This window comes from Azospirillum terrae, assembly GCF_053470425.1.
Window position 1 is genome coordinate 82,155 of record NZ_JBPXMR010000013.1, and the last position, 11,541, is coordinate 93,695.

General features: G+C 69.8%; 8 protein-coding genes. 7 read left to right on the top strand and 1 reads right to left on the bottom strand.

What is annotated here, in order from left to right:
* Positions 1-420 precede the first annotated feature (420 nt).
* The 3 genes from ACSVDD_RS24425 (at position 421) to cysE (ending at position 5,329) form a co-directional block, all read left to right on the top strand.
* Positions 421-1,764 (top strand): N-acetylmuramoyl-L-alanine amidase, encoded by a 1,344-nt coding sequence (locus ACSVDD_RS24425; RefSeq protein WP_448192019.1) that lies wholly within the window; start codon positions 421-423, stop codon positions 1,762-1,764.
* 185 nt (positions 1,765-1,949) lie between these two features.
* A complete protein-coding gene (locus tag ACSVDD_RS24430) occupies positions 1,950-4,442 on the top strand; it encodes a penicillin-binding protein 1A (RefSeq protein WP_448192020.1) in 2,493 nt (830 codons plus the stop codon).
* 53 nt (positions 4,443-4,495) lie between these two features.
* Positions 4,496-5,329: a serine O-acetyltransferase gene (gene cysE / locus ACSVDD_RS24435; RefSeq protein WP_448192021.1), complete on the top strand. Its 834-nt coding sequence runs from the start codon at positions 4,496-4,498 to the stop codon at positions 5,327-5,329.
* A 6-nt stretch (positions 5,330-5,335) separates the two neighbouring features.
* Here the strand turns inward: cysE and ACSVDD_RS24440 are convergent, their stop codons facing one another.
* Complete coding sequence (locus tag ACSVDD_RS24440) at positions 5,336-6,127, bottom strand: crotonase/enoyl-CoA hydratase family protein (protein WP_448192022.1); 792 nt, start codon at positions 6,125-6,127, stop codon at positions 5,336-5,338.
* Positions 6,128-6,343: 216 nt separating this feature from the next.
* Between ACSVDD_RS24440 and ACSVDD_RS24445 the strand changes: the two genes are divergently transcribed.
* The 4 genes from ACSVDD_RS24445 (at position 6,344) to ACSVDD_RS24460 (ending at position 11,521) form a co-directional block, all read left to right on the top strand.
* Positions 6,344-7,441, top strand: a complete 1,098-nt coding sequence (locus ACSVDD_RS24445; RefSeq protein ID WP_448192023.1) for an ABC transporter substrate-binding protein — start codon at positions 6,344-6,346, stop codon at positions 7,439-7,441.
* A gap of 16 nt (positions 7,442-7,457) precedes the next feature.
* Positions 7,458-9,140, top strand: coding sequence for an ABC transporter permease (locus ACSVDD_RS24450; RefSeq protein ID WP_448192024.1), 1,683 nt, complete (start codon positions 7,458-7,460; stop codon positions 9,138-9,140).
* The gene (locus ACSVDD_RS24455; protein WP_448192025.1) at positions 9,133-10,206 is read left to right on the top strand and encodes an ABC transporter ATP-binding protein; all 1,074 of its coding nucleotides are present in this window, start codon (positions 9,133-9,135) and stop codon (positions 10,204-10,206) included. The genes ACSVDD_RS24450 and ACSVDD_RS24455 overlap by 8 nt, the downstream gene beginning before the upstream one ends.
* Positions 10,207-10,525: 319 nt before the next feature.
* Entirely contained in the window at positions 10,526-11,521 is a 996-nt protein-coding gene (locus tag ACSVDD_RS24460; protein WP_448192026.1) for a C-terminal binding protein, read from the top strand.
* Positions 11,522-11,541 lie beyond the last annotated feature (20 nt).

Here is an 11,541-nt window from a genome sequence, read left to right on the forward strand (position 1 = left end):
GGGTCGAGCCCAGCATCCGGGCTCCAGCCTTTCGGCCGAAGCCAGCTTCAAGGTTTCTCCTCATTTACCGGTAAATCCGTCAGCGTCACGCACCGGAACGCGACCGAAAGCTATGCACGGCCGAACTCCCTCCGAGCGCGACGCCGCCGCTCCCGGAGAGGGAAACGGGCGGACCTCGGTATGTCGCACCTGACACCATAGACAAGCAAACTTGCTTGCACAACCGGCGAATTCGGCGACGCGTTCGGCCGGCGCACGCCGGCCGGCCGCAGGCGTACACCCCCCTTCCGGGGCTGCCCTGGCGCGAAAGTCACAGTCCCGAACAATTGAGCCGCCGTCTTACCATTGCCGTTGAAGGCGTTGATTCGCCTAAGCTATAGGTAGGCGGTGACTGGTCGGAGTCCGTTTCCGGTGGATGGTATGCGGCGAATACTCGCGCCGGTGGTCGCGTTGGGAATGCTGCTGGGAGCCGCGGTCGCGACCGGGCTGCCGGGCGGGGACGCCCTTGCCGGCCCGCCGATCCAGGTGGCCCAGACCACCGCGTCGCTGCCCGCCCCGCCGCCCCGGCCGGCGGTGGTCGACGCCCGGCTCGGCGTGCACCCCGACAAGACCCGTTTCGTCCTGGAAGTGAGCGACGCGGTCACCTTCCGCATCAGCGCCGCCGCCGAACCCTACCGCATCATCGTCGAACTGCCGGATCTGGTGTGGCCGGGCACCGGGGCGCCGGTTCCGGGCCAGGGGCTGGTGCGGCGTTACATCCGCACGCCCGGCGACTCCGGCGGGCTGCGTCTGGTGTTCGAGACCAACGGGCCGGCGCAGGTGCGCGAAGCCTTCATGCTGCCGCCGAAGGAAGGCCACCGCCCGCGCTTCGTCCTGGACCTCGCGCGCACCACGCCCGAGGCGTTCGCCAAAACGGCCCCGCCGGCCGCGGCCGCCGTGGCCAAGCCCGCGCCGGTGAGGCCGGAGCCGGCACCCGCCGCCGTTCCGCCGCCGCCACAGCCGGCGCGCGTCGTTCCGGCGGCGGTGCCCGCGGCTCCTCCCGCCCCGCCGCCGTCGCGCGGGCCGGAAAAGCCGCTGATCGTCCTCGATCCCGGCCATGGCGGCGAAGACCCCGGTGCGATCGGGGTGGGTGGGCTCCATGAGAAGGACATCACGCTGGCGGTGGCGCGCGAACTGCGCCGGCAACTGGAGGCGACCGGCCGCTACCGGGTGATGCTGACCCGCGACAAGGACGTGTTCATCCGCCTGCGCGAGCGCGTCGGCATGGCGCGCGACGTCGGCGCCGACCTGTTCGTCTCGCTGCACGCCGACAGCCACGGCACGGCGTCGCTGCGCGGCCTGTCGATCTACACGCTGTCCGACAAGGCCTCCGACCGCGAGGCGGAAATGCTGGCCGCCAAGGAGAACCGCGCCGACGCCATCGGCGGGCTCGACCTGTCGGCCGAGAGCGATCTGGTGGCGAGCATCCTCATCGATCTGGCGCAGCGCGACACCATGAACCACTCCAAGCGCTTCGCCAAAACGGTCCTGGAGACGGTGCGCGGGGACGTTCCGCTGCTGCCCAGCAAGCCGCACCGGCAGGCCGGCTTCGCCGTGCTGACCGCACCCGACGTGCCGTCGGTGCTGGTGGAAATGGGCTACCTGTCGAGCCCGCAGGACGCCGGCCAGCTCAACTCGCCGCAGCACCGCGAACGCCTGGCGCGCGGGGTGTCGCGGGCGGTCGATTCGTACTTCAAGTGGCTGAGCGGCCCGCAGAAACTGTGATAGAGCCGAGGGGCGCACCCGGCGCATGACCGCTACCCCTTTGGCGTAGGCGCCTTGCGGGTGTCACATTTTCCTGCCAATCGAACGTAGGAGTCGGCGCCTCCCGCCTCCGGGTGCTAGGATGCGCGCCTTCAGCCCGGATCCGTGCGGACCGGGCCTCGCCGTGTCGAACCGGGTTTGTGGATATGCGTCTTCTGCTGTCGCTTCTGATGGGTCTGCTCATGCTGGCGCTCGCCGGAGCGGGCGCCTTGGTGTGGGTGGTCGATTACTACAACCACGACCTGCCGGACTACACGAAGCTGGCCAATTACCAGCCGCCGGTGACCACCCGCGTGTACGCCGGCGACGGCCGCCTGCTGGCCGAGTTCGCGGCGGAAAAGCGCGTCTTCGTGCCGATAGACGCCATCCCCAAGCGCGTCAGCAGCGCCTTCCTGTCGGCCGAGGACAAGAGCTTCTACCAGCACAAGGGCATCGACCCGCTGGGCATCGTCCGCGCCGTGCTGACCAACGTGGAGAACATGGGCTCCGACCGCCGGCCGGTCGGCGCCTCGACCATCACGCAGCAGGTCGCCAAGAACATGCTGCTGTCCGGCGAAGTCTCATTCAACCGCAAGATCAAGGAAGCCATCCTGGCGGTGCGCATCGAACGCGCCTTTTCCAAGGATCGCATCCTCGAACTGTACCTGAACGAGATCTTCCTGGGGTTCCGGTCGTACGGCGTCGCCGCGGCGGCGCTCAATTACTTCAACAAGGGGCTGGACGAGCTGACCATCGCCGAGGCCGCCTACCTCGCGGCCTTGCCCAAGGCGCCCAGCAACTACCACCCCGAGCGCCAGAAGGACGCGGCCATCGCGCGGCGCAACTGGGTGATCGGCCGCATGGCCGAGGACGGCCACATCACGCCCGAGGAGGCCCGCGCCGCCCAGGCCGAGCCGCTGGCCATCCGCCGCCGCGACGAGACCGAATACGTCACCGCCGAATACTTCGCCGAGGAGGTCCGCCGCGAGCTGATCAAGCTTTATGGCGAGCACGCGCTGTACGAGGGCGGGCTGACCGTGCGCGCCTCCATGGACCCCAAACTGCAGGAAGTGGCGACCCGCGCCATGCGCCAGGGGATGATCGAGTACGACCGCCGGCACGGCTGGCGCGGCCCGGTCACCCGCATGGAAAGTTTCGACACCTGGGCCAAGAAGCTGGCCTCGATTCCCATGCCGCCGGGCGGCGAAGCGTGGCGGCTCGCCGTCGTGCTGAAGGACGACGACGCCACGGGGACGGAGATCGGCCTGAACGACGGCTCGCGCGGGCGCATCCCGCTGAGCGAGCTGAAGTGGGCGCGCGCCTGGAAGGAGGACGAACTGCTCGGCCCCGAAATCCGCCGGCCATCCGACGTGCTGAAGCTGGGCGACGTGGTGCTGGTCGAGGCGGTCGCCAAGGACGATCGCGGCAAGGACCTGCCGCCCGCCAGCTTCGGCCTGCGGCAGATCCCGGCGGTGCAGGGCGGCTTCATCGCGCTCGATCCGCACACCGGCCGCGTGCTCGCCATGGTCGGCGGCTTCTCGCCGCACATGAGCGCCTTCAACCGCGCCACCCAGGCGCTGCGGCAGCCGGGCTCGTCGTTCAAGCCGTTCGTCTACCTGACGGCGCTGGACAACGGGTTCACGCCGTCGTCGCTGGTGATGGACGCGCCGTTCGAATACGACCCCGGCGGCGGGCAGCCGATCTGGCGGCCGGAAAACTACAGCCACCAATTCTACGGCCCGACGCCGCTGCGCGTCGGCATCGAGAAGTCGCGCAACGTCATGACCGTGCGCCTCGCCAAGTACATCGGCATGGACAAGGTGAAGGCCACCGCCGAGAAGTTCGGCATCGTCGACAATTTCCAGCCGTTCCTGCCCAACTCCCTGGGGGCGGGCGAGACGACGGTGGTGCGCCTGACCACCGCCTACGCCATGCTCGACAACGGCGGGCGCCGGATCGTGCCGACCTTCATCGACCGGGTGCAGGACCGCACCGGCAAGACCATCTTCCGCCACGACAACCGCCCCTGCGACACCTGCCGCGACGTGGCGTGGGCGCCCAACCTGCCGGCGCCGTCGGTGCCCGACGCGCGCGAGCGCATCGCCGACCCGCGCACCGTCTACCAGATGGTGTCCATGCTGGAGGGCGTGGTGCAGCGCGGCACGGCTGCCAAGCTGGCGGCGCTGGGCAAACCTCTGGCCGGCAAGACCGGCACCACCAACGACAGCAACGACGCGTGGTTCATGGGCTTCTCGCCCGATCTCGCGGTCGGGACGTATCTCGGCTTCGACCAGCCGCGCTCGCTGGGGCCGAAGGAGACCGGCGGCTCGGCCGCGGTGCCGGTGTTCAAGGACTTCATGGAGGTGGCGCTGAAGGACCGGCCGTCCACGCCGTTCCGCGTGCCGCCCGGCGTGCGTCTGGTGCGCGTCAACCCGGAAACCGGTACGCTGGCCCAGCCGGGTGATCGCCGGGCGATCTGGGAGGCCTTCCTGCCCGGCACCGAACCCAACCCCGACGTGCCGCCCGCGGTGCTCGACGGATCGGGGCAGGCGGGGGGCATGGGGAGCGGCGGCTATGGCGGCAGCACCCCGTCCGCCAGCTTCGGCGCGCCGGTGGCGCCGCCCCCGGCGGGGACGCTGGGGTCGGGCGGGTTGTACTGAGGGGGCGCGCAGGCCTTGGATGGCCGCGAAGCGGGTTCAGGCGGGCAAGCGGAATGGATGGGCTGACCACGACGATATCCGAGGCGGAGGCCTGGGACCGGCTGCGCACCGAAGCGGCGGAGGTGGCGGCGCGCGAGGACATGTTGCGCGGCGTCATGGAGGCGGCGGTGCTCGCCCACGCCGGGCCGGGCGCCGCGCTGAGCGCGTGGCTGGCGCGCCGGCTGGCGGGGCCGGACCTCGGGCAGGAGCGTCTGGAGGAACTGGCGGGGGCGGCCATGCGGGCGGACCCGGCGATCCTCGACGCGGCGTTCGCCGACTTGGCGGCCATCGTCGCGCGCGACCCGGCGTCGGATGGCTGGCTGACGCCGTTCCTCTACTTCAAGGGCTTCCACGCGCTGCAATGGCACCGGGTGGCGCACTGGCTGTGGGGCGAGGGGCGGCAGCCGCTCGCGCACTTCCTGCAAAATCGGGTGTCGGAGGTCTTCGCGGTGGACATCCACCCGGCGGTGCCGGTCGGGCGCGGCGTGTTCATCGATCACGGGACGGGGGTGGTTGTCGGCGAGACCGCGGTGATCGGCGACGACGTTTCGATCCTCCAGAACGTCACGCTCGGCGGCACCGGCAAGGAGCACGGCGACCGCCACCCCAAGGTGCGCGACGGCGTGCTGCTGTCGGCCGGCGCCAAGGTGCTGGGCAACATCGAGATCGGCCGCCGCGCCAAGGTGGGTGCAGGCAGCGTGGTCCTGAAGGACGTTCCGCCCTGCGCCACGGTGGCCGGCGTGCCGGCGCGCATCGTCGGCTGGTGCTCGGGCATGGTGCCGGGCATCGACATGGACCAGAGCCTGGGCGACGCGGCCGAGTACCAGGACGTCGGCAGCAACATATGAAAGGCGCTACCGCCCGGTGAAGGCGGGGCGGCGCTTTTCCAGGAACGCGTCGATACCCTCGCGGATGTCGGCGGTCGGCACCATGCGGGCGAACTGGCTGGCCTCGATGGCCAAACCCTCGTCGATGGACACGTTGAGGCCGCGGGTGACGGCGGCCAGAGTGGCGCTCACCGCCAGCGGCGACTTCTCGATGATGCGCTGCGCCAGCGCCCGCGCCTCGGGCAGCAGGCGGTCGTGCGGCACCACCCGGTTGACCAGCCCGATGGCCGCCGCCTGTTGCGCCGGGATGGAGTCGCCGGTCAGCAGCATCTCCAGTCCGCGCTTGCGGCCGACCAGCCGGGGCAGGCGCTGGGTGCCGCCGAAGGGCGGCGGGAAGCCCAGCATGATCTCCGGCTTGGCGAAGCGGGCCTGTTCGCTGGCGACGGCCAGCGGCACCGCTTCCGTCACCTCGCAGCCGCCGCCGTAGGCGAGGCCGTTGACCGCGGCGATGATCGGCTTGGGGAAGGTCTCCAGGCGCGCGGTCATCCGCTGGCCACGACGGACGAACTCGCGCAGGGCTTCCTCGGGACCGGCTTTGACGACCGGCGCGAAGTCCGCGATGTCGGCGCCCGCCGAGAACGCCCGGTCGCCGGCTCCGGTGAGGATGACGGCGCGGATCTGCACGTCACGCTCCAGCGTGTCGAGCAGCGCCATCAGCGCATCGATCACCGCGAAGCTGATCGCGTTGAGCTTGTCCGGCCGGTTGAGGGTGAGCAGGGCGATGCCCTCGCTGGCCTCGCACAAAACGACTTGCGGCATTGGTTGACTCTCCGGTGATCGTGTTCATCCGGGCCGATGCTAGAGCGGCGCGGGCGGAGCCGGCGAACGGGCTTTTCTGCGCGTCGGGTGAGCCGCATTCATGTGGCGGCCGCTCCGTGTCGGCGCTGGTCAAGTCCGCGGTTGCGTGCCACCTTTGTCGTTCAAGGGAAAACCCGGCCAACGAACCCGGCCAACGAGAAAAATGGGGAGGGAGACATGCGCAAGAGCCTGATCGTCGCCGCGGTCGCCGGCCTGACCGCGCTGACCGTGCCGGTCCTGGCGCAGGATCTGCCGGCGGGCTATCCGGCCGGCTACAAGGACACGCTTGCCGCCGCCGACAAGGAGGGCAAGGTGGTCGTCTACTCGTCCACCGACGCGGCGCAGGTGCGCCCGCTGCTGGATGACTTCAAGGTGATCCACCCCGGCATCACCGTCGAATACAACGACCTCAATTCGACCGAGCTGTACAACCGCTTCATCTCGGAAGCGGCGGCCAACGCCGGAACCGGGGACGTGCTGTGGTCATCGGCCATGGACTTGCAGATCAAGCTGGTCAACGACGGTTACGCCCAGGCCTACCAGACGCCGGAACTGGCAGCGCTGCCGGAATGGTCGGTGTGGAAGAACGAGGCGTTCGGCACGACGTTCGAGCCGGTCATCATCATCTACAACAAGCGTCTGGTGCCCGAGGCCGACGTGCCGAAGACCCACGCCGATCTGGCGAAGCTGCTCCAGACCAAGACGGCGGAGTACAAGGGCAAGGTCACCGCCTACGACCCCGAGCGTTCGGGTGTCGGGTACCTGTTCGTGACGCAGGACGCCGCCGTCTCGCCGGAAGCCCGCGACCTGTTCCGCGCCTTCGGGAAGACGAGCATCAAGCTCTACACCTCGGCCGGCGCCATGCTGGAGCGGGTGGCCTCGGGCGAGCACCTGATCGGCTACAACATCTTCGGTTCCTACGCGCTGGCGCGCGCCAAGAAGGACCCGAACATCGGCATCGTCTACCCGCAGGACTACACGCTGGTGATGTCGCGCGTCGCCTTCGTCCCCAAGGGGGCGAAGAATCCCAACGCCGCCAAGGTCTTCCTCGACTACCTGCTGTCCAAGCGCGGCCAGACGCTGATCGCCAACCAGGCCGAGCTGTTCTCGATCCGCGCCGACGTGGAGGGCGAGGCGACCGCCAAGGCGGTGAACGCCAAGCTCGGCGACAAGGTGAAGCCGATCCGCGTCGGGCCGGAGCTGCTGACCACCCTGGATCAGGTCAAGCGTCTGACCTTCATCAAGCAATGGCAACAGGCCATGCAGGGCAAGTGACAGGACGCGCCCAACTATGGCCCCGACCATGCGCACGTCCTGGCCCCGCGTTTCGGTGATCCTGGTGACCGCCCTGGTGGTGCTCGCACCCCTGGGGCTGGTCTTTTACCAGAGCTTTCTCGACAACCCGTTCTTCACGCCGAAGGTGCAGTTCACCTTGTCGGCGTACGACTACGTCCTCAACGACGAGGACTTCCATGCGGCGTTCCTCAACTCGCTGATGATAGCCACCGGCATGACCGCCATCGCCGTGCCGCTGGGCGGGGTGCTGGCGTTCCTCGTCGTGCGCACCGATCTGCCGGGGCGGCGCTGGCTGGAGCCGCTGCTGTTGCTGCCGGTCTTCCTGTCGCCGGTGGTGCTGGCCTTTGGCTATGTGGTGGCGGCGGGGCCGGTGGGGTTCCTGTCGCTGCCGGCGGAGGAGTGGTTCGGCTTTGTGCCGTGGAACATCTACTCGGTCACCGGGCTGGTGCTGGTGGCCGGGCTGACGCACGTGCCGCACGTCTACCTGTACGCCTCATCGGCGTTGCGCGGCGTGTCGTCGGACATGGAGGAAGCGGCGCGCATCAGCGGCGCCGGGCCGTGGCGGGTGGCGCTCGACGTCAGCCTGCCCATGGTGATGCCAGCGCTGCTGTATTCCGGCGTCCTGGTGTTCTTCCTCGGCTTCGAGCTGTTCGGGCTGCCGCTGGTGCTGGGCGACCCGCAGGGCATTCTGGTGATGTCCACCTACCTCTACAAGCTGACCAATCTGCTGGGCACGCCGTCGTACCAGCTCATGGCCGTGGTGGTGGTGGCGCTGGTGCTCGTCACCTTCCCGCTAGTGATGCTGCAACGCGGCCTGCTGCGGCAGGCCGGCAAGTACGTCACCATGAAGGGCAAGGGGGCGCGGCAGACGCCGCTCAGGCTGGGCGGCTGGAAGTGGCTGGCGCTGGGCATCCTGGCGCTGTGGCTGATCGCCACGGTGGTGATTCCGCTGGCCGGCATCGGGTTGCGCTCGGTGGTCAGTTCGTGGGGGCGCGGGGTGACGCTGATGGACCAGCTGACGCTCGCCCACTACCGCGATCTGTGGGAGTACCCGAACCTCGTGCGCGGCATCCTCAACACGCTGGGGGTCGGCATCATCGGCGGGGCGGTGTCGGTGGGCTGCTATACGGCCATTGCGCTGGCGGCGCACCGCTGGCCGTCACTGTGGGTGCGGGTGCTGGATTTCCTGGTGCTGGTGCCGCGCGCCATGCCGGGGCTGATGGCCGGCCTCGCCATCCTGTGGATCTTCCTGTTCGTGCCGGGGCTGGGGGTGCTGAAAAGCACCATGGTCAGCGTGTGGATCGCCTACACGGTGGTATGGCTGGCCTACGGCATGCGGCTCATCACCACGGCGCTGCTGCAAGTGGCGCCGGAGCTGGAGGAGGGCGCGCGGGTGGTCGGCGCCGGGCCGTACCGGGTCAACCGGGACATCACCGTTCCGCTGATCCGCTTCGGCATGCTGGGAAGCTGGCTGCTGATCTTCATGATCTTCGTGCGCGAGTACTCCACCGGCATCTACCTGCTGGGGCCGGGGACGGAGGTGATCGGCTCGCTGCTCGTGTCCCTGTGGGGGACGGGGGATATCGACCTGATCTCCGCGCTGTCCGTCATCAACGTCGCGATGGTCGGGGCGGGCCTGCTGGCCGCCCTGCGTCTGGGAGTGCGCCTGCATGGCTGAGCTGAACGTCGAGGCCCTGCGCTTGCGCCTGGGCGGGGTCGAGATCCTGAAGGGCGTCTCCATGAGCCTGGAGCGCGGGCAGGTGGTGGCGTTGCTGGGGCCGTCCGGCAGCGGCAAGACCACGCTGCTGCGCGCGGTGGCCGGGCTGGAGCAGCCCTTCTCCGGGCGCATCGCGCTGGGCGGCAAGCCGGTGTTCGACGCCGACGCCCGCGTCGACCTGCCGGCGGAGAAGCGCAACCTCGGGCTGGTCTTCCAGTCCTACGCGCTGTGGCCGCACCGCACCGTGTTCGACAACGTCGCCTATGGCCTGAAGCTGCGCGGGGTGGGGCGCGACGAGATGCGCGGGCGGGTCGAGGAGGTGCTGAGCCAGATCGGCCTCGGCCAGCACGCCGGGCGCTTCCCGCACCAGCTCTCGGGCGGGCAGCAGCAGCGCGTGGCGCTGGCGCGCGCGCTGGTCTACAGCCCGCCGGTGATCCTTCTGGACGAGCCGCTGTCCAACCTCGACGCCAAGCTGCGCGAGGAGGCGCGGGCGTGGCTGCGCGAACTGATCGTCACGCTCAGGCTGTCGGCGCTGTGCGTCACCCACGATCAGGTCGAGGCGATGGCCATCGCCGACCGCATCCTGCTGCTGAACGCCGGCAGGGTGGAGCAGGAAGGCTCGCCGCAGGAGATGTACGGGGCGCCCAGGACCTTGTTCGCCGCGGAGTTCATGGGCGCCAACAACCGCCTGGACGGCACGCTGGCCGAGCGGCGCGAGGGCGGCTGGGCGGGCTTGGCGGTGGAGGGGCGGAGCGAGGGTGAGCCGCTGCTGTGGGGCCGCCTGCAAGGTGACGGCGCGCCGGGAGGTGCTGCGACGGGGATCGTGCGGCTGGAGTGCGTGCGGGCGGCCGATGGTCCCGGCGAGAACCGGCTGGCGGCGGATCTGGTGACGTCGATGTATCTGGGCGAGCGCTGGGAGTACCTGTTCCACCGCGGAACGCAGAAGGTGCGCGCCTACGGCGACCGCGCGCTAGCGCCCGGCCGGCATTGGCTGGAGTTCCCGGCCGACCGGGTGTGGGTCTTCTGAGGCGGTCGCGGGGCGCAGCGGGCGCCAGGGCATGGTGAGGCCGGACTGCTCGGCGCAGGCGTAATGCCAGGGATGGCCCTCGCGGTCGCCGGCCCAGTGCGCTTGGCCGCGCAGGACGGGCAGGCCGCAGCAGCGGCAGACCAAACGGGCGGCGGGGGCAATGGATCGATCGGGCAGGGGCTCAGGCATGGCGGCCTCGCGGGTGCAGGAAGCACGCGATGGATACCACCATTGGCCGATAGTGGAAACCATTTGCGGTTAATACCGATAAAATGTCACCAATCTGCCGGGCAAACTGGCCGGACGGGGAGGAGGATGCATGGCGCGCTGGACCGTCGGTGTGACCGACCACATGATGCCGCCGCTCGATCTGGAGGCGGAGGCGCTGGGGGCCGATGTGGAGATCGATTTCCTCGACGTCCGGCGCGAGGAGGATCTGGACCCGGCCCGGCTGGCACGCCTCGACGCGCTGCTGGTGTGGAGCGTGCCGGTCACCGCGCGCAGCATCCGGCATCTGACGCGTTGTGGGGCGGTGGTGCGGTTCGGCGTCGGGTACGACAAGGTGGATGTGTCAGCGCTGACGGCGGCCGGCATTCCCTTCGCCAACAATCCCGACTACGGCACCGAGGAGGTGGCCGACCACGCGCTGGCGCTGATCCTGTCGCTGCAACGCCGGCTGTGGGAGCACGATGCTCGCTCGCGCGGCTACACGATGCGCTGGCAGACCAACACGCTGTCGCCGCTGCTGCGCTCGTCGGTAGCGACGGTGGGGGTGGTGGGCGTGGGGCGGATCGGCACGGCGGTGGTCAACCGGCTGAAACCGTTCGGGTATCGGGTGCTGGGGTACGATCCCCACCAGCCCGCCGGGCACGAGAAGGCGGTCGGCTACGCCCGCGTGCGGCACCTGGACGAGTTGCTGGGGCAGGCGGACATCGTGACGCTGCACTGCCCGTTGACGGCGCAGACGCGCGGGATGATCGACGCGGCGCGGCTGGAGCGGTTCCGGGCCGGCGCCATTCTGGTGAACACGGCGCGGGGCGAGCTGCTGGACGGGTTGGACGGAGTCGAGGCGGCGTTGCGGAGCGGGCGCTTGGCGGCGGCGGGGCTGGATGTGCTGCCGACGGAGCCGCCGGGGGCGCATCCGCTGCTCGACGCGTGGCGGGCACGGGAGGGCTGGCTGGCCGGGCGGCTGGTGATTACGCCGCACAACGCTTTTCACTCCGACGCGGCTGGCGTGGAGATGCGGCGGAACGCTGCGGAGACGGTGCGGCTGTTCCTGGAGGAGGGGGTGTTGCGGAATAGGGTTGTGGGGTAGGCGCGAGCGTTGGGCCAACG

Coding starts and splice junctions, on each gene's coding strand:
- cysE (WP_448192021.1), top strand. CDS start 4,496: ATGGATGGGCTGACCACGACGATATCCGAGGCGGAGGCCTGGGACCGG.
- ACSVDD_RS24425 (WP_448192019.1), top strand. CDS start 421: ATGCGGCGAATACTCGCGCCGGTGGTCGCGTTGGGAATGCTGCTGGGA.
- ACSVDD_RS24440 (WP_448192022.1), bottom strand. CDS start 6,127: ATGCCGCAAGTCGTTTTGTGCGAGGCCAGCGAGGGCATCGCCCTGCTC.
- ACSVDD_RS24430 (WP_448192020.1), top strand. CDS start 1,950: ATGCGTCTTCTGCTGTCGCTTCTGATGGGTCTGCTCATGCTGGCGCTC.
- ACSVDD_RS24450 (WP_448192024.1), top strand. CDS start 7,458: ATGGCCCCGACCATGCGCACGTCCTGGCCCCGCGTTTCGGTGATCCTG.
- ACSVDD_RS24445 (WP_448192023.1), top strand. CDS start 6,344: ATGCGCAAGAGCCTGATCGTCGCCGCGGTCGCCGGCCTGACCGCGCTG.
- ACSVDD_RS24455 (WP_448192025.1), top strand. CDS start 9,133: ATGGCTGAGCTGAACGTCGAGGCCCTGCGCTTGCGCCTGGGCGGGGTC.
- ACSVDD_RS24460 (WP_448192026.1), top strand. CDS start 10,526: ATGGCGCGCTGGACCGTCGGTGTGACCGACCACATGATGCCGCCGCTC.